Source organism: Solwaraspora sp. WMMD1047, from assembly GCF_029626155.1.
Classification (GTDB): Bacteria; Actinomycetota; Actinomycetes; order Mycobacteriales; family Micromonosporaceae; genus WMMD1047.
On the sequence record NZ_JARUBL010000001.1, the window covers coordinates 5,031,687 to 5,049,938 of the forward strand.

General features: G+C 75.4%; 11 protein-coding genes. 9 read left to right on the forward strand and 2 right to left on the reverse strand.

Going from position 1 to position 18,252, the window contains the following annotated elements; translation table 11 throughout:
* Positions 1–76 precede the first annotated feature (76 nt).
* The gene (gene lanL / locus O7627_RS22750) at positions 77–2,824 is read right to left on the reverse strand and encodes a class IV lanthionine synthetase LanL (protein ID WP_278095526.1); all 2,748 of its coding nucleotides are present in this window, start codon (positions 2,822–2,824) and stop codon (positions 77–79) included.
* Between the two features lie 133 nt (positions 2,825–2,957).
* Positions 2,958–5,813 carry a LuxR family transcriptional regulator gene (locus tag O7627_RS22755; protein ID WP_278095527.1) on the reverse strand — a complete coding sequence of 952 codons (2,856 nt, stop codon included), beginning with the start codon at positions 5,811–5,813 and terminating at the stop codon, positions 2,958–2,960.
* Positions 5,814–6,110: 297 nt separating this feature from the next.
* Between O7627_RS22755 and O7627_RS22760 the strand changes: the two genes are divergently transcribed.
* The 9 genes from O7627_RS22760 (at position 6,111) to O7627_RS22800 (ending at position 18,222) form a co-directional block, all read left to right on the forward strand.
* A complete protein-coding gene (locus O7627_RS22760) occupies positions 6,111–8,330 on the forward strand; it encodes a TOMM precursor leader peptide-binding protein (RefSeq protein ID WP_278095528.1) in 2,220 nt (739 codons plus the stop codon).
* A complete protein-coding gene (locus O7627_RS22765) occupies positions 8,327–8,509 on the forward strand; it encodes a hypothetical protein (RefSeq protein WP_278095529.1) in 183 nt (60 codons plus the stop codon). The genes O7627_RS22760 and O7627_RS22765 overlap by 4 nt, the downstream gene beginning before the upstream one ends.
* A 91-nt stretch (positions 8,510–8,600) precedes the next feature.
* Positions 8,601–8,804, forward strand: a complete 204-nt coding sequence (locus O7627_RS22770) for a hypothetical protein (RefSeq protein WP_278095530.1) — start codon at positions 8,601–8,603, stop codon at positions 8,802–8,804.
* A gap of 82 nt (positions 8,805–8,886) precedes the next feature.
* Entirely contained in the window at positions 8,887–9,102 is a 216-nt protein-coding gene (locus tag O7627_RS22775) for a thiazolylpeptide-type bacteriocin (protein ID WP_278095531.1), read from the forward strand.
* A gap of 257 nt (positions 9,103–9,359) precedes the next feature.
* Positions 9,360–11,294, forward strand: a complete 1,935-nt coding sequence (locus tag O7627_RS22780; RefSeq protein ID WP_278098382.1) for a TOMM precursor leader peptide-binding protein — start codon at positions 9,360–9,362, stop codon at positions 11,292–11,294.
* On the forward strand, positions 11,291–13,087 hold the full coding sequence (locus O7627_RS22785; protein WP_278095532.1) for a nitroreductase family protein: 1,797 nt from the start codon (positions 11,291–11,293) through the stop codon (positions 13,085–13,087). Before O7627_RS22780 ends, O7627_RS22785 begins: the two co-directional genes overlap by 4 nt.
* 10 nt (positions 13,088–13,097) lie before the next feature.
* Positions 13,098–15,848 (forward strand): lantibiotic dehydratase, encoded by a 2,751-nt coding sequence (locus tag O7627_RS22790; protein ID WP_278095533.1) that lies wholly within the window; start codon positions 13,098–13,100, stop codon positions 15,846–15,848.
* Positions 15,845–16,867 carry a thiopeptide-type bacteriocin biosynthesis protein gene (locus O7627_RS22795; RefSeq protein ID WP_278095534.1) on the forward strand — a complete coding sequence of 341 codons (1,023 nt, stop codon included), beginning with the start codon at positions 15,845–15,847 and terminating at the stop codon, positions 16,865–16,867. Before O7627_RS22790 ends, O7627_RS22795 begins: the two co-directional genes overlap by 4 nt.
* Positions 16,864–18,222 carry a hypothetical protein gene (locus O7627_RS22800; protein ID WP_278095535.1) on the forward strand — a complete coding sequence of 453 codons (1,359 nt, stop codon included), beginning with the start codon at positions 16,864–16,866 and terminating at the stop codon, positions 18,220–18,222. The genes O7627_RS22795 and O7627_RS22800 overlap by 4 nt, the downstream gene beginning before the upstream one ends.
* The last annotated feature ends 30 nt before the right edge of the window (positions 18,223–18,252 follow it).

Here is an 18,252-nt window from a genome sequence, read left to right on the forward strand (position 1 = left end):
CTCGTTCACCTCCTCTCGAACCTGGTTGGTGGAATCGGCGACCTCCCGAGGGCGGCCGGCGACATCTCGGGGGCCGTCAGCCCGGCCCGCTGGCCGACCCGGCGAGCACGGCCGGCATCGGCACTCCGGCGGCGGAGTCGGTTGGTGGATCGGCGAGCCAGCCGCGGGCGCCGCCGTGCCGGAGCCGGATCAGGAAGGCCAGGGTGCCGGCGAGCCCGGTCTGGTGGTCGGCGACCACGTCCCGCAGCGTCTCGTCCGCGACCACCAGCAGTCCGTCGCGGCGCACCGCGCGGCTCAGGATGGCCACCGCCAACTCCTCGGCCTGCCGGCGGTGGCCGTCCACGCCGGTGAGCTCGGCCAGGTCGAGCAGCAGTTCCCCGTCCCCGGCGGTGCCGTGGCACTGCACCGGCGGGGCGCTCCACCGGGCCCGCCACGCGGTCCGCGCGGCCTGACCGGCGAGCTCGACCAGCCGGCCGTCGCCGGTGGCCGACCCGAGCCGGACCAGGAAGGTGCCGATCCCGGAGGCGCCGCTGCACCAGTGCGGGGTCATCGGCCCGTACGCCGGTTCGCTGTCGGCCCGGTCGCGGGGCCACCAGGCGGTCTGGTCCTCGACGATCGCGGTGTCGCGCAGCGTGCCGCCGGCCTCGACGGCGACCCGTAGGTAGTCTTCGTGCCCGGTGGCCTGGGCCGCCTGGAGCAGGAAGGCGCCCACCCCGGCGACGCCGTGGCCGAAGCCGAGTTGGCAGGAGCCGGCGAGCACCGAGTCGAAGTCGTCGGGCACCGGCCACCAGACGCCGCGCCCGTCGCGGACCGCCGCGGCGAGCAGCCCGTCGGCGCAGTCCCGGACCCGGTCGAGAAAGTCGTCGTCGCCGGTGCGCCGCCACCACAGCAGGTTGGCCAGACCGGCGCCGGCCGCGCCGTGGCAGACGTCCGGGTTCGGCCAGCGCACCGGCACCCGGCGGGCCAGCGCGGCGGCGTGTTCGGCCAGGGCCTCATCGCCCAGCAGGTCGGCGGCGGCGCCGAGGGCGACCGAGGTGCCGGACCGTCCGAAGTAGAGTCCGGGAAGCGCGGGCGCGGCGCGGTCGACGGCGGCTGCCAGCCAGTCGGCGAGGTCGCGGACGGCGGCCCGGGCGACCGGCTCGGGCCGGACCTGGGCGCCCCGGACCAGGGTCATCAGCACCCCGGCCGCACCGTGCTGCACCGCGCAGGGGTCGGCCGCGGCGCCGAACCCGCCCGTCCGGGTGGCCCGCCCGGGGTCGCCGGTGTCCACCAGCCGCCGCAGGTGGTCGAGCCCGTCGGCGATGGCCACGTCCACCACCGAGCCGGGGCCGAACCCGGCCGAGCGCGGTACCGCCGGCGATGGGGCGGCCGGTGGGGGCGGGCCGAGCAGCAGTTCGCGGGCTCGGCCGAGGTCCCAGCGGGAAGCCGGGTCGGCTCCGGTCAGTCCGGCGATCAGCGGCGCGAGCGCGGCCAGGGCCGGCAGGTGCGCGCCGATCGTCGCGGCGAGTCGGGCGATCCGGCCGGCCGGGACCGGGCCGGGACCGTCCGGGAAGACCGGGTCGACGCCGGTGGCCAGATGGAACAGGGTGGCGCCGAGCGCGTACCGGTCGGTCTCCGGGCCGGGGCACGGGCCGAAGCGGGGGGCGGCCAGCACCTCCGGGGCGCCGTAGCCGGGGGTGTGCACCCGCGGTCCGGGGGTGCCCGGCTCGGCGGCGAACTCGACGTCGACCAGCCGCACGTCCGGGCCGGGCACCACCAGCAGGTTGTTCGGCGACAGGTCGCGCAGCACCAGGCCGGCGTCGTGCACCGCCGCCACCAGCTCGACAAGTCTGGCGGCCAGCGCCCAGGCCTGCGCCACCGGTACGCCGTCGGCCCGCTCGGCGGCCTGCCGGGCGGCCCAGGTCCGCAGTGGCGTACCGGTGATCTGCTCCTCGGCGAGGAACAGGTCGCCGGACTGTTCGAAGAGGTCCACCAGCCGGGGGGTGCGGCCCAGCGGGGCCAGCCGGTGCAGCATCCTGGCCTCGTGGCGCAGCAGGTCCCGCCCGTCGGTGCCGGCCACCGACGCCTGGGTGTGCGGCCGGGCCTGCTTGACCACCACCTCGGCGCCGGTACGCCGGTCCCGGGCGCGGTAGACGCCGCCCTTGTTGGCGTGCTGGATCGCCCGGCGTACCTCGAACCGGTCGTTGAGCAGCACCGCCGCCGGTCTGGTCGGCGGGTTCGGGGCCGGTTGCTCGCTCGGGAAGGGGTTGTCCGCCCAGGCCGGCGGGGAGAACCAGGCACGCCGCTGGTCCGGCACCAGGGTGCCGTCCGCGGCGGTGAGCCGGCAGTCGTAGGTGCCGTCGTTGGTCAGCACGGTGACGCCGGTGAACGCCCCGAACCGGTAGTACACCAGGCTGCCGGGGCGGTACCGGCGGTCGGAGAGGATGGCCGGACCGGGCAACCCGGCGGTGGCCAGGTCGAGCCGTTCGGCGAGCCGACGGAACCGCTCGTCGTCGGCCGGGTAGACGGTGAGGAACTTGCCTCCGCCGCCCCGGTCGGCCCGGCCGTCGGTCAACTCCTTGACCGCCGCCAGGTCGGCGGCGAACTTGAACTGGCAGCGCGCCTCGACAAGCACCCGGGCGGCCGCGACCAGCACCAGCGGGGCGGAGAGCGGGGTGGCGGAGAGGTGCAGTTTCCAACCCTGCCGGCGGGCCGGCTGGTCCGGGCGGCGAACGTGGCACCAGCGGCCGGACCGCTCGACCCGCCAGCCCCGCGCGTCCGGCGACAGCACGGTGTCCAGCAGGGACGTCAGCGGGAAGGTCTCCTCGATCGGGTCGGCGCTCATCCGGACTCCTACGCTCGGCGGGGCCAGACAAACGCTTATCGATTATCGGAGCGGCCGCAATGATCCCGGCGCCGGTTCAGTAGATTTCCGGATGCTAGCAGTCATCCATGTTGGACAGTCGTGTTTGGCCTGTTCAGGCCGGCAGCGGGCCGAGGTGGCGGGCGATCGCCGCCCTGGTCGGCGCGTTCAGCTTCGACATGATCCGGGCCAGGTGGGTCTCGACCGTCCGCGGGCTGACCACCAGCCGGCTGGCGATCTGCTGGTTGGTGAGTCCCTGGGCGACCAGCTCCGCCACCTCGGCCTCCCGACCGGACAACTTGCCGACCAACCCGGCCCGTGGCATCCGGGCGCCGAACCGCCGCTGCGCCCGGCCGGCCTCGTCGGCCAGCCAGCGCGCCCCGGCGGCGACGAAGAGCCCCTTGGCCGTGCCGACCTGGGCCCGGCCGGCGACCGCGTCACCGAGCACGAAGTACGCCTCGGCCAGCCGCATCCGGGCCAAGCCCTCCGGCGCCGGGGTACCCGCCCGGACGAAGAGCCCGACCGCGCGCAGCCCGGACACGACGGCCTCGTCGATCCGCCCCGCCGCCAGTGCCAGCCGGGTGGCGGCCAGCTCCACCCGGCCGCGCTGGGAGGAGAGCCCGCCGGCGACCGCGCGGGCCCGGTGCAGCCGGCCGGCGTCCCCCGGCGCCGGCGCGCCCTCCACGCTCAACGCCAGGGCGGTCGCGGCGCCGGGTCCCAGGCAGCGCCGTGCCACCGCCACCGCCTCGGTCATCGACACCGGCGGCGGCAGCTCGCCGTCGGGCTGACCGGCCTCCGCCACGACCTGGGTGGCCTCGCCGATCAGCGCCAGGCTGATCGCCCGGTACCACGCCGACCGGGGCGGCTCGACGGCGTGCAGCCGATCCAGGATCGCCCGGACCGCCTCCGGCCCGTCGACCCAGAGCGTCGGCCGCAGGCTCACCGCCGCGGCCAGCGCGGCGATCTCGGAGCTGGCCTGGCGTCGGGCGAGTGACTCGGCCTCCCGGGCGTCGTGCAGCGCCTCGACGACCTGGCCGAGGCTGGTCCGCACGATGGCCCGGACGGTGTAGAGCTGCGGCAGGGTGTGGCTGCGGCCGTAGCGCCGGGCGGCCCTGATGCCGCGTTGCAGGTGCCGCAGGGCGGCGGGGTTCCGGTCCACCGAGTGCTCGATCCAGGCCAGCAGCGCCACCGAGCCGAGCTGGTCGCGCAGGGCCGGGTCGGCGAGGCCGTCGAGCAGAGCGCCGGCCAGGTCGATGTGGGCCAGCGCGGTCGGCAGCGCCGAACTGCCCAGCGCGCAGCCGGCCAGCACCGTCTGGGCCGCCGCCTCGACGCCGCTGTCGCCGGCCGCCCGGGCGTGCCGGACCGCCTCGTCGCCGTGCCGGACGGCGTCCGGCCACACGCCGTCGAGCATCTCGTTCACCGCCAGTTCCAGCCGCAACGCCTGCGCGGAGGCGCCGGGGCGGTCCCGGGTCAGTTCCCGGTTCAGCAGCGCCCGGCTGGTGTCGTGCCGGCCGAACAGCCGTTCCACCACCGCGAGGTGCTCGACCGCCGCGTGCCGGTGCGGGCCGGCCTGCGCGACCAGGTCGTGCAGGACGGCCCGGGCGGCGTCGAGCTGCCCGCACAGGCTGAGCGCCCGGGCATGCCAGAGCGTCAGCTCGGCCCGCCGATCGGCCAGCTCGGGTCGGTCCGGCAGGGCCCACAGCGCACTGCGCAGCCACCGCTCGCTGCTGCCGGGCGCGGTTCCCAGCACGTCGCAGGCCGCGTCGGCCAGGATGGTCGCGCCCTCCTCGTCGCCCACGTCGACGGTGCGGGCCAGGTGGTGGGCCTGCAGCGACAGCGGCGCGCCCCGGTCGCGCAGGTGGGCCGCGGCCCGCCGGTGGGCCGCCGCCCGCCAGGCCGGGCCGGCCGTCCAGTACGCCGCCGCCCGCACCAGGGGATGCCGGAACTCCAGCCGGCCGTGCGCCTCCCGGAGCACGATCCGGCCGGCCAGCCGGTCGATCGCCGCCGTCGCCAGCTCCGGGGCGACCTCGGCGACCTGCGCGATCGCGGCGAAGTCGCGGCCCGGCCCGAGCACGGCGGCGGCCTGCGCGACCCGGCGTTCGACGGTGCCGAGCCCCCGCAGCTCGGCCGCGATGGTTCCGTACAGCCCGACCCTGGTGTCCAGTTGCGGGCAGTCGTCGGCGTCCAACGCGACCAGGTCGGCGGTGGGCAGCGGCGCGAGCAGCTCCAGATAGAGGGGGTTGCCGGCGCTGATCCGCTCCAGCAGGCGGCGGCGGGCCGGCGGCTCGCCGGCGAGCCGGCCGGCCAGGTCCGGCCCGGCCAGTGGCCCGAGTCGCAGCCGGACCGGGGCCGGGGCGAGCCGGGCCAGATTCGCCTCCAGCAGCGGTGGACACTGTCCACTGCAGAGGGTTAGCAGGAAGCGGACCCGCCTGGCCGGCGGGTAGCGCAGCAGCAGGTTGATCAGGTCGATCGACGCCTCGTCGGCCCAGTGCACGTCGTCGAGGATGACCAGCAGTCCGGCGGGGCCGACCAGGGTGGCCAGCAGCGCCCGAATCCGGGAATGCAGCTCCCGCCGCCGCATCCCGCCCGGGCCGCCGCCCGACACCCGGCTGCCCGATTCGAGCAATTCCCGCAATTGCTCGGATCCCGAGCCGTCCGATTCGACATCGAGCGCGAGTGCGTCCAGAAAAATGCCATATGGTACGGCCCGCTCGAACTCCGCCGCGCGACCGGACAAAATGGTCAGTCCCGACTCGCCGGCCCGGCCGGCGAACTCGGCGACCAACCGGGTCTTGCCGATGCCCGGTTCCCCCTCGACCACCGCCACGGTCGCGCCAGCCCCGGGCGCCACCAGCGAACCGGACAACCGGCCCAGCTCATCGGCCCGCCCGATGAACCCGTCGCCGATCCGGTCGGGCCGACCACGCGCCGGCTCGGCTACCGCATCGGACCCAGACACACGTGTCCGCACAAGACTCCTCCTTGACAGAAGTTCTCGTGCCGACCACGTAACCTCATGAAACGATCCACCGCCAGATCGACGAATGTACCGGCATCGTGGCCCTCCGGCCCGTTGACAGCATTAAGTCCGCTGTAGACATTTAATGGTTGGCGAAGATCCACCGGCGATCGCCCGGCCCGGAGGCGGGCCGGTCCGCAGCATCCGGAGAACTACTGAATCGACCCGGATTGCTTGACGGCCGACGTCGAATTCCCGAAGAGTCCGTGCTGCCACGGTCCGCAGCGATCGGGCGGTTGGGAGCTCAGGATGACCGACCAGCAGTTGACCGACAAACAGCCGGCCACCACCGGTGGTGACGCCCGGCCCCGGCTGCGCGGCGACGTGATCTGGCTGCGCAGCGACGAGGGTGTCTACGTCCGCAGCGCGCAGAGCGCGATGCTGCTACGCGGGTCCTCGACCTACCGGTTGATGTCCGCCATCAGCCCGTACCTGACCGGCGAACACAGCCTCGGGGAACTCTGCGCCGGGCTGCCCCGGACCCAGTCCGCGGCGGTGGCGAACCTGGTGGGCGCCCTGCTCGACCGCGGCATGGCACACGACCTGCGGCGCTCGACGCAGCGCGAGTTGCCCGCGCCGCTGGCCGACCGGTTCGCCGACCAGCTCGCCTTCCTCGGCCACTTCGCCGACGATCCGGTCGACCAGTTCCTGGCCTACCGGACCGCCCGGGTGGTCGTGCTCGGCACCGGCCACGCGCTGCACGCCGTCGCCACCGGTCTGCTGGGCAACGGGCTGGGCGCGCTGCGGCTCGCCGGAGCGGCGGTCACCGACCCGCACCGGCCGGCGATCGAATCGACCGCCGCCGCCCTGCGGGCCACCGTGGAGCTCACCGGCACCCCCACCGACGCCGACCTGACCGATGTCGACCTGCTGGTCTACTGTGCCGACGAGACCGACCTGGCGCTCGTCGCCCGGCTGGCCGAACAGAGCCGGGCGGCCGGCGTACGCTTCCTGCCGGCCGTGCTGCGCGGCCGACGCGCGCTCCTCGGCCCGCTGGTCGGACCCGACCGCGCCGGCTGCTGGACCTGCGCGCAGCTCCGGCTGGCCGCCAACGACCCGCCCGAGCTGGCCGCCGACACCTGGCGGTCGATCGCGCTCGGGCCGGTCACCCCGGACCGGTCGGCGCCCACCGAGACGGTCCGCCGGATGATCGGCAACGCCGCCGCCTTCGACGTGTTCCGGGAGCTGACCGCCGCCCTGCCGCCCGACACGCGCGGTGCCGTCCTGGTGCAGGACGCGCTGACCCTGGAGGCCGGGGTCGCCCCGGTGATCGCGCACCCCCGCTGCCCGACCTGCGCCGGTTCCGGCCTCCGGGCCGCACCGGCGGCCGCGGACGAGACCGACGAGAGCCGGTACGAGCGGCTCAGCGCCCTGGTGGACCACCGCACCGGGCCGTTCGCCGAGTTCACCGACGACCCGCTGCGCCAGTCCCCGCTGCCCACCGGGCGACTGCGGGTGGCGTCGCCGGCCGGCCCCGACGAGCCGATCCGCGAGTTCGTCGGCTTCGACGTGCAGACCGTGCTGCGGGCCCGGTTGTCCGCCGCCCGGACCGCGGTCGGCCACTACGCGGACCGGCTCGCGGCCGTACCCGTGCGGGTGGGCCGGGCCGCCGACCTGGACGCGCCGGCGGTCGGGGCGGACCGGCTCGGCACCTGGGCCGGTCTGCGGGCACCCGGGCCGGACGAGCCGACCGGCTGGGTGCCAGCGGTCTCGCTGCTGACCGGCGAACCGCGGTACGTGCCGGCCGGCGCGGTCTTTCCGGCGAGCCGGTGGAACGGTGACCTGGTGTTCGAGGCCGGACCGGCCGGGCTCGGGGTGGGCGCCGACGCCGAGGCGGCGGCGGACGCCGGCCTGCTCACCGCGCTCGCCTACCGCGCCCTGGACCGGATGCTGCGGGGTGCGGCGGCGGTCGCCGCGCTCGACCCGGACGCCCTGCCCGACGGGGCCGACCGCCTGCCGTTCCTGCGCGACTGCCTGCGGCACCTGGGGCACTCCCCCACGCTGCGGTTGATCGAGGACGGCCCGGTGCCGGTGGTGCTGGCCAGCCTCGCCCCGCCGGCCGATCCGGATCAGCCGGACCTGGCGGATCAGGCGGACCAGCCGGACCGGGTGGGCTGGCGGGTCGGGGTGGCCGGCGATCGGGCCGGCGCGGTCCGGGAGGCGTTGACGCTCCTGCTCGGCGGTGCCCAGCTCGACGCGTACCACGGTGGCGCCGGCGACCTCGGCGATCCGCTCGTGGCCGACCTGCCGCCCGTGATCGCGGCGACCGCGCCGCCGGCCGGCGAAGCCGCCCCGGCCGACCGGGCGACGATCCTGCGGCACCTGGCCGAGTTGGACCACGACGCCCTCTTCGCCGCCACCACCCCGGCCGACCTGGCCTCGGTCGGCGGCTTCCACACCGGCCGGGTGCTGCTGGCCGGGCCGGCCGGCGACCGGCCGGACCCGCGGACGGGGGGAATGACCGGATGAGCATCAACGACCTGGCCGACGCCCTGCTGGAGATCGAGACCGGGGTCTTCGAGATCGTCGACCTCCGCGATCTCGGCCAGGATCTCGCCGACGCCCCGGTCGCCGAGGACTTCAGCACCAGCTGCTCCGACGCCTGCTCCACCTCGTCGACGAGCTGCAGCTGGAGCTGCGGCAGCTGAGCAACGGCGGCTGGTGTCGCCATCCTGGCTCGCCCGGCCGCACCCGGCGGACCCACCGGGTCGAGGAACACCGACGGAATCGAGGTGAGACATGCTCTCCAACCAGCTCAAGGACGACCTGCTCCAGATCGAGGCCGAGACCTTCGAAATCCTCGACCTGACCGAGATCGGTGCGGACCTGGCAACCGTGCCGGCGGCCGAGGACGGCTGGTGCAGCTCGAGCTGCTCCTGTTCGAGCTGCTGTTCCTGCTCCACGTCGAGCTGCTGCAGCACCAGCACGTCGAGCTGCGGCTGACCGTCCGGCCGACCGGCCGGACGACCGAGGACCGACCGGCGGGACCACCCGGTCGGGGCACACGGCGGAAGGGAGGTGACACATGCTTTCCAACCAGCTCAAGGACGACCTGCTCCAGATCGAGGCCGAGACCTTCGAAATCCTCGACCTGACCGAGACCGCACAGGACCTGGCGAACATGCCAGCGGACGATCTGGCCGTCGCGGCCTGCAGTTCGAGCTGCTCCTGCTCGAGCTGCTGCTCCTGCTCCACGTCGAGCTGCTGCAGCACGAGCTCGAGCACCTCGAGCTGCGGCTGACCGCGACGGGCGGTCGCTACCACCGCCCGTCGCGGCGCCGCATCGGGCCGGGCAACGCCGGCCACAACCGCTGTCCGTGTGCCTCTACCCGGTGGTCCCGCCAATCATGCCCCAACGATCCGATGTTTCACCGGACCGGTCGGTCCGGCCGGGCTCGCCGCCCGGCCGGACCGGTCGGCGCCGACCGGCGGGTGCGGCGGCCCACCGATGCCCCGCTGGATCGACCGCGAACAGGTGAGGAGTGAGCGACGGTGTCGATGACCGCCAGCCCGGCCCAGCGCCGCGTACCGGTCGACCGGGTGGCCCGGTACCTGACCGAGCGGGCCGACCGGCTGCCGTACCGGGTGGCCGTCGATGTCGACGTGCTCGGCCTGGCCGACCGGCTCACCGGGCCGCCGCCGGACGCGTCGGTCGATGCGACCGGACCGGACGCGCTGGCGGCCGGGCCGGTGCCGGCCGTGTTGTTGCCGGTGCGGCTGTACGGCCGGACCGCCCTGATCGGACCGGTCGGGTCAGCCGGCCCGGCCGCCCCGCCCTGCGTACGCTGCCTTGAGCGGCGCTGGCAGGAGACCCGGCCGATGCCCGAACGCCGCGCCCTGGAGATTGCCGGCGCGCACCCCGAGGGCGGCCCGGACGGCATCGGGGCCGCCCCACTGCCCACCATGCTGGGCCGGCTCTGGTCGGTCGCCCGGCATCTGCTGGCCGAGCCGCCGGCCGAGCCCGGCACCGCCGGGATCTACGAGGTGGCGCTCGACACCGCCGTGGTACGCCGGCACCTCCTGATCGCCGACTCGCTCTGCCCCCGCTGCGCGGTGCCGGCCGTCGACACCCGGGCGGCCGCCGACCGGCCCCTGGTGCCCCGGCCGAAACCGGCGCCGGACCGGTACCGGCTGCGCGACACCGGCTCCTACCGGTTGGACGGCTTCGTCGACCCGGTCTGCGGCCCGCTCGGCGGCACCGCCCTGCGCATCTACCAGTTCGGCGCCACCGCCCCGGTGAGCGGCCTGTTCCGGGTACGCAGCAAGTACGACCTGCACGACTCCTGGTGGAGTGGGCACGCCTACAGCTACGCCGAGAGCGAGCGGGCCGGCATCCTGGAGGGCCTGGAACGGTACGCCGGCCAGCAGCCCCGGTCCCGGCCGGTCGTCGTGCGGGACAGCCTGGCCAACCTCGGCGCGGACGCGCTGGATCCCCGCGACTGCGGCGGTTACCGGCCGGGCTTCTACTCTGGACGGCACCACTACCAGCCGTTCACCCCGGAGCTGCCGATGCGCTGGGTGTGGGGCCGGTCGCTGCGCGACGAGCGACCGGTGCTGGTGCCCGAGCAGCTCGTGTACTACCTGGACCGGCACGTCGGGGAGAACAACTTCGTCCAGGAGTGCTCCAACGGCTGCGCCAGCGGCAGTTGCCCGGAGGAGGCGGCCTTCTACGGCCTGCTGGAGCTGATCGAACGGGACGCCTTCCTGCTGTCGTGGTACGCCCGGCGCACCGTGCCGGAGATCGACATCCGCACGGTGGCCAGCCCCGAGGTGCAGTTCATGCGGGAGCGGATCGGCCTGTTCGGCTACCACGTGCGCCTGTTCGACCTGCGGGCGGACCTGCCGGTGCCGGTGGTGATGGCGGTCGCGGTACGCCGCGACGGCGGCCTGGGCACCCTCTGCTTCGCCGCCGGCAGCTCGCTGGACCCGACCGACGCGGTCCGCGCCGCGCTCTGCGAGACGGCGTCCTACGTTCCCGGGTTCGCCGACCGGGTGGCCGCCAGCCTGGCCGAGGTGCGGCCGATGGCGACCGACTACGAGCGGCTGACCGAGCTGCGCCACCACGCGCTGCTCTACGGGCTGCCCGAGATGGCCCCGCACGCCGACTTCTTCTTCGACGATCCGCCGCTGGTTCCGATGGCCGAGCTCTACCGCGACTGGCTGGCCGAGCGGCCGGTCACCGAGGACCTCACCGACGACCTGCGCCACCTGGTCGACCGGGTGGCGGGGCTCGGCAGCGACGTGCTCGTGGTCGACCAGACCTGCCCGGAGCAGCGCCGCTCCGGGGTGCACACGAGCGCGGTGGTCGCGCCGGGGCTGCTGCCGATCGACTTCGGCTGGGCCCGCCAACGGGTGCTGCACCACCCGCGGTTCACCGGCTGGCTGCGGCGTACCGGGGCCGCGGCCCACCCCCACCCACACCCGTTCCCATGAGACAGGCGGACGCGATGCCAGCTCGCTCCACACAGGTCGTCCGGGACTACGCCGAGGCGGTGTTCCAACGGGCCCGCCGGCCGTTGACGGGCGCCGACTTCCAGGTGGACTGGGCCGACGCCCCGTCCAAGCACACCACCTTCCCGCAGGTGCCGATGCTTCCCGCGCCGCGCCGCCCGGCGACGTCGCTGGGCCGGCTGCCGGACCTGCTCGCCGCCGACCCGACCGCCGCGGCCGGTCCCGGTCGGGAATGGACCGCCGGCGCCGTCTGCGCCCTCGCCGACCTCGGGTACGGGGTGCAGGAGCGCCGGGTCGCCGCGAGCTGGAACCAGGACCTGGCCGGCCAGGCGCACTATCCGAGCGCGACGTGGGGCCGGGCCACCCCGTCGGGCGGCGGGATGTACCCGCTGGAGATCTACTGGGTGACCGGCACCGGGGGGCCGGTCCGTCCCGGCGTCTACCACTTCCACACCGGGCACCGGGCCTGGCAGCGGCTGACCACCGGCGACCAGACCGGGGCCGTCCGGGACGCCTGCCTCGGCGCTCCGACCGCCGCCACGGCCGGACAGTTTCTGGTGGTCACCGTGCGGTTCTGGAAGAACGCCTTCAAGTACCACAACTTCTGCTATCACGTGGTGACCCAGGACCTCGGCGCGCTGCTCGGGTCCTGGCAGCTCATCGCGCGGGGCCTGGGCCGGCGGTTGGCGCCGGTGCTCTGGTTCGCCGACGCGGCCGTCAACGGCCCGCTCGGGCTGGACACCGACGCGGAGAGCGCACTGGCCGTCGTACCGTTGCCCGGGCCACCGCACGATGGCCCGCCGGCCGGGCACGGACCGGCCGGGCACGGACCGGCCGGGCACGGACCGGCCGGGCACGGGCCGGCCGGGCACGGACCGGCCGGGCACGGACCGGCCGGGCACGGACCGGCCGGGCACGGACCGGCCGGGCACGGACCGGCCGGGCACGGGCCGGCGCCGGTCGGCGAGCCGGTGCGGGCGGTCCGGTTCGAACGGTCCCGCCGGGTCTTCGCACCGGACCGGCTGGTCCCCGTGCACCGGGCCACCCTGCTGACCACCGAGGCCCGGCCGGCACCGCTGCCTGTCGGCGGCGAACCGCCCGACCCGCCAGGTGGGCCGGGGGTGGCGCTGCCGGAGCTGCCCGGTGGCCGGTGGGAGACCGACCTGACCGAGGCGCTGCGGCGGCGGCGGTCCAGCTTCGGACGGTTCAGCCGGGGTCACCGGCTCTCCACCGCCGACCTGGGCGGCATCCTCGGCTGCGCGGCCGCCGGACTCGCCTTTCCCACCGACCTGACCGGTCCGCACCCGCCCGCCGCGCTGCACGTGGTGGTCAACGACGTGGCCGGGGTACCGGCCGGCAGCTACCACTACCAGCCGGCCGGGCACCGGCTCCGGCCGGTCCGGGTCGGCCCCACCGCCGACCCGCTGCAGCGCGCGTACGCGCTCACCAACTACAACCTGGAGCAGGTCGCCGCCGTGCTGGCCGTCTCCGGCCGGCTGGGCGAGACGCTGGACCACTACGGCCCGCGCGGTTACCGGCTGCTCAACGCGCTGGCCGGCAGCGCGATCCAGGTCAGCTACCTGGCCGCGACGGTGCTCGGCGTCGGGTGCGGCGCCGTGCTCGGCCTGGACAACGAGGCGCTCGACGACCTGCTCGGACTGACCGGCAGCGGGCAGCACACCCTGCTCTTCGCCCTGCTCGGGCACGACCGCCCGGCGCCCGGCGGTCTCGACTATCCGGTCGTCCCGGCGGCCGGCACCGCCCACCCGAGCTGAGGAGGCCGCAATGACCATCACCGCCGCCAGCCGACGCCGGGACCACCGGTCCCGGTTCGCCACCCCCGACGAGTTCCTGGTCCGGGTCGGCGGGCTGCCGCTGGCCACGGCCGAGCGGCTCGCCTTCCCGCGTACGGCGGCCTGGGCGCACCGGCTGGTCGACGGTGAGCGGGCGCTGCGCGAGCACGCCGCCCGGGTCGGCGACCTGCTCGCCGCGGCGGTCGCCGCCGGCATCGCCGAGCCGGCCGTCCGGGCCGCCCTGATCAACGTACGCCGGGATGTGTTCAACGACCGGGCGCCGCGCGACCCGGCCGCGGTGGTCACGCTGCTCGCGGCGGCGGCCCCGGCGGCGCTCGGCGGCTACCGGCGGTGGCTGGCCGACCGGGACCGGCTGCGCGCCGTGGCGGCCGGCGGCGCCGACCTGTTCGCCGCCGAGGTGGCCGACCGGCGGGCCGCGCTGCGGGCCGTCGCCGAGGAACCCGCGCTGCGGCACGGGCTGCTGCTCTCCTCCCGGCTGCTCGACCGGCAGCTCCCGCGTTACCTGCGGGCCGACGGCGACGCCCGGCTGGACAAACGGGCCCGTCGGGTGGAGCGGTCCCTGCTGGAGTACGTCTACCGGGCGGCCACCAAGACCAGCCCGTTCTCCACCTTCACCAGCGTCTGCGAGGGTGGGTTCGTCGACGGTGCCGCGACGAACGGAAGCGGCGGACCGGTGCTGCGGCTGGACCGGGCGGGTGGCGGCCAGCGGCACCACGTCCGGCTCAACGTGGCCGCCCTGACCGGGCTGGCCGGCGCGGTGATCGCCCGCGACGACATCCGGGCCGGGCTGCCGGTACGGCTGGTGACCGGGCTGCGGTCCGGCGCGCACCGGCTCTCCTACCTGCGCCGGCAGGCCGGTCGGGGCGGCGGCGGGGTGGTCCAGCGATTGCAGGAGAACCTGTTCCACCTGCCCACCAGCGACCTGATGCACGACCTGATCGAACTGCTCGGGCAGGGCCGGACCCGGCCGTTGCGCGCGGTGGCCGACGTCCTGGTCGCCCGCGACCCGGGCGGGCGCAACCCGGCCGACGTCAACCGCTACCTGGACCACCTGCTGCGGCTGGGCCTGCTGGTCGCGCCCGCGCTGCGGGTCGACATCCACCACCCGGACCCGCTGGCCGGGTTCCGGGCCGGGCTGCGCGACCTCGACCAGCCCTGGGCCGACCCGCTGCTGGCCCGCCTCGACACGGTGGACCGGCACCTGGCCGGCTATCCCGACGCGGACCTCGCCGGCCGGCGCGACCTGCTCGACGCGATCGGCGACGAGCTGGTCCGGGCCCGGCTCGACCTGGGCCAGTCGGCCGCCGACCCGCCCGACAACCCGGTGTACGAGGACGTGGTGCTGCCCGCCCGGGTCACCGCCGACCGGGCGGCCTGGGGCCGGCTCACCGCCGGGCTGGCGGCGGTCGCCGGCATCCTGCCGGTCTTCGACATCCAGATCGCCCGCCGGCTGGTCACCAAGGGGTACTTCCGCGCCCGGTACGGCGCCGGCGGCCGGGCCGACGACGTGCTCACCTTCGCCCACGAATACCTGGACGACTTCTTCGACCACTTCGCCGGCAGCCAGCTGCGGCGCCGCCCGTTCGACGCGGAGAACCGGTACGTCCCGCAGTCGAACACCTTCCGGCTGGCCGAGATAGACCTGCTGGACGAGGCCCGGGAGCTGGCCGGTCAGCGGGTCAACGCGGCGTACGCGGCGTTGCCGCCGGGGGCCACCGAGCTGGTCCTCGACGACGGCTTCTTCACCGCGCTGCGCGACCGGGTGCCGGCCACCCTCGGCCCGGTCGAGGCGCACGGCTTCTTCCTCCAGGTGGCCCGCACCCCGGCCGGGCCGCTCGCGGTGGTGAACAAGGGCTTCACCGGGCCGGCCCTGATGGTCTCCCGGTTCGCCCACTGGCTCGGCGGCCCCGGCGACGGCCGCCCCGATCTGTTGAGCCGGGGGCTGGCGGCGGCCTGCCCGCCCGGGGTGGTCTTCGCCGAGCTGAAGGGTGGCCACGAGGACACCAACCTGAACCTGCACCCGGCGGCGACCGACTACGAGCTGGTCTGCCCCGGCGACATCAGTTCCCGGCCGGCCGAGGAGCAGATCCCGATCGACGATCTGGTGTTGTTCGACGACCCGGTCGCCGACCGGCTGGTGCTGCGCTCCCGCCGGCTCGGGGTCGAGGTGGTCCCGGTCTACCTCGGCTTCCTGCTGCCGATGGCGCTGCCGGAGATCCAGCAGGTGCTGCTGACCTTCTCCCCGACCGGGATGGCGGCGCTGGACCTGTGGGCCGGCACCACCGTGCCGCTGCCGGACCGGGGCATCGCCGGCTACCCCCGGATCCGGTACCGCGACGTGGTGCTGCAGCGGCGGATGTGGAAGGCCCACCCGGACTGCCTGCCGGCGGTCGCCGCGGACGCGCCGGGCAGCGACTGGCTGCTGGCGTGGGCCCGCTGGCGGCGCGAACACGGGCTGCCCCGGCGGGTCTTCGTCACCCCCGACGGGGCCGGCCGGGCCGGGGCCCGGGCGTTCGGTTCGCACAAGCCGCTCTACGTCGACTTCGACAGCTATTTCTCGCTGACCCTGCTGGCCGCGGTGGCCCGGGAGGCCGACAAGCGGCTGGTCTTCACCGAGATGCTGCCGGACCACGGACAGCAGTGGCTGACCGACGGCGGCGCGGCCCACGTCAGCGAACTCGTCCTCGCGTTCAACGCCGCCCAGGAGGAGGTGCCCCGGTGACCGGTTGGATCAGCCTGCACATCTACTACGCCAGCAACAGCGACCCGATGCTGCTGCGGTGCGTCGGACCGCTCGTGGCCGACCTGCGCGACCGTGGTCTGCTGCGCCGCTGGTTCTTCATCCGCTACTGGTTGGAGGGGCCGCACGTGCGGCTGCGGCTGCTGCCGGCCGACGAGTCGGCGGCGGAGGAGGTGCGGCTGGCCGCGCAGGAGGCGATCGGCGCCTTCCTGAAGAACCGGCCCGCGCTCTACGACGCCTCGACCGCCGGCGCCGGCGACGTCTACCGCCAGCTCTACATCGCCGAGTACGGCGAGCAGCGCTGGGACGAGACGTACGGGGCCAGCGGCGGGATGCCGTTCCAGCCCAACAACAGCGTCCGCGGGGAGGCCTACGAGCCGGAGTACGACAGGTACGGCGGGCCGGCCGGCGTCGAGCTGGCCGAGCGGCACTTCGAGGTCTCCAGCAACCTGGTGCTGCGGCTGCTGGAAACCACGAACGCGCACGTCAGCTCCGTGCGGCTGGGCAGCTCCGCGCAGCTCGCGGCGGCGCTCTGCTACGCCTTCCTCGGCACCGACGAACGGGTGGCGCGGTTCTTCACCGACTACCGGCGGTTCTGGGAGAACCTGCACCAGGAGAGCAGCGACGTCTACCACAGCCGGTTCGACGAGGGCTTCGAGCGGGTCGCCACCGGGCTGCGCGGGCACCTGGCCCGGCTACGCGACGCCGTACGCGACCCGGACCGGGCCCGGCTGACGGCGCTGGAACGCGGCTGGGTGCGGCACGCGCTGGCGCTGCGGGAGGAGGTGGTCGGGTTGGCCGCGTCCGGCGCGCTGGTGTTCCACCGCCGCAGCGAGGATGCCCCGACCACCGTGACCGATCCAGACATCGCGTTCACCGTGCTGCTCAGCTCCTACGTGCACATGACGAACAACCGGATCGGCACCAGCATCCTCGACGAGATCTACCTGTCGTACCTGATGGTCCGGGCGCTCACCGACGCCGAACCGGTGCCGGCGTGACCGCCGCCGTGCAGGTCCCGGAGCCGCACGAGCTGCCGCCGCGGGTCCGCTCCGACGTGGTGCTCGGCGCCGGGCTGCGCCGGGGGGACAGCACGGTGCACTTCGTGAAGGACCCCCGGACCGGCTGGTTCTACCAGCTCGGGGCGCGGGAGTTCTTCCTGCTCTCCAGGTTGGACGGCCGGCAGAGCCGGGCGCAGGTGGAGGCCGCGTACGCCGACCGGTTCGGCCGCCGGCTCAGCGCCGCGCACTGGTCCGCGCTGCTGGAGATGCTCGACCGCCGACGCCTGCTTGTCGACGAGCACGCCGACCTCCCGCCGGCCGACGGCTCCGGGGTGGCGGCCGGCGACGGGACCGCCGGCCGCCACCCGGGGGGCGCCGACACCGCACGGCCGGGTGCCGGCGCCGGGTCGGCGGGCGACGATGCCGGGTTGGCGGCGCTGCGGCTGCGGGCGGACCGGCAGCGCCGCGCCGGGCGCCGCAAGCTGTGGTACGCCCGGTTCCCGCTGGTGAACCCGGACCGGTTCCTGGCCTGGCTGGCCCCCCGGGCGGGGGTGCTCTACTCGCCCTGGTTCGTGGTGCCGGCCCTGCTCGCCGCCGCCGCCGCGCTGGTGGTGGCGGTCGGCGACGCCGGCCAGCTCTACGCCGCCTCCCGGATGAACATCGGCCATCCGCTCGCGGTGGTCTCCTTCGTCACCACCTGGCTGGTGATCGCGGCGCACGAGGTGGCCCACGGGCTGACCTGCCGCCGGTTCGGCGGGGCCGCCACCGAACTCGGGGTGCTGTGGCGTTTCCCGCTGCTCACGCCGTACTGCAAGACCGACGACGTGGTGCTGTTCGCGCGCCGCCGGCACCGGGTCTACACCGCCTTCGCCGGGGTGTTCGTGAACCTGGTGGCGCTGGTGCCGTTCGCGCTCGGCTGGCTGCTGATCCCGGCCGGCGGGCACGCCCACGCGTTGGCCGGCTCGCTGCTGTTCTACGGCACCCTGACGGTGCTGCTGAACCTGCTGCCGGTGCTGCGCCTGGACGGCTACTTCATGCTCAACCACGCCACCGGGATGCTCGACCTGCGGCGGGACACCTGGCGGTTCTGGGGGGCGGTGCTGACCCGGCGCGGGGTCGGGGCGTTCCGGCCCGCCGACCGGGTCACCCACGCGCTGTACGGGTTCGCGGTGGCGGCGGTCGGCGCGACGCTGCTGGCCGCGATGGTGTCGCTGTGGTATCTCAACCTCAGCCGCTGGCTCAACGGGCCGGCCGCGGTGGCGATCCTCGCCGCCGAGGCGGTGGCGGTGGTCCTGCTGGTCCGCCAGCTGTTCCGCCGCCGGGCCAGGCGGGCCGCCGCGGAGCCGGCCCGGTGACGTGCCGCGGGCGCCGGGCCGGGCACCGGG

Bases quoted from the DNA above. Each gene is read 5' to 3' on its own strand.
- O7627_RS22760 (WP_278095528.1), top strand. From the start codon at position 6,111: ATGACCGACCAGCAGTTGACCGACAAACAGCCGGCCACCACCGGTGGT.
- O7627_RS22765 (WP_278095529.1), top strand. From the start codon at position 8,327: ATGAGCATCAACGACCTGGCCGACGCCCTGCTGGAGATCGAGACCGGG.
- O7627_RS22780 (WP_278098382.1), top strand. From the start codon at position 9,360: ATGACCGCCAGCCCGGCCCAGCGCCGCGTACCGGTCGACCGGGTGGCC.
- lanL (WP_278095526.1), bottom strand. From the start codon at position 2,824: ATGAGCGCCGACCCGATCGAGGAGACCTTCCCGCTGACGTCCCTGCTG.
- O7627_RS22790 (WP_278095533.1), top strand. From the start codon at position 13,098: ATGACCATCACCGCCGCCAGCCGACGCCGGGACCACCGGTCCCGGTTC.
- O7627_RS22785 (WP_278095532.1), top strand. From the start codon at position 11,291: ATGAGACAGGCGGACGCGATGCCAGCTCGCTCCACACAGGTCGTCCGG.
- O7627_RS22770 (WP_278095530.1), top strand. From the start codon at position 8,601: ATGCTCTCCAACCAGCTCAAGGACGACCTGCTCCAGATCGAGGCCGAG.
- O7627_RS22775 (WP_278095531.1), top strand. From the start codon at position 8,887: ATGCTTTCCAACCAGCTCAAGGACGACCTGCTCCAGATCGAGGCCGAG.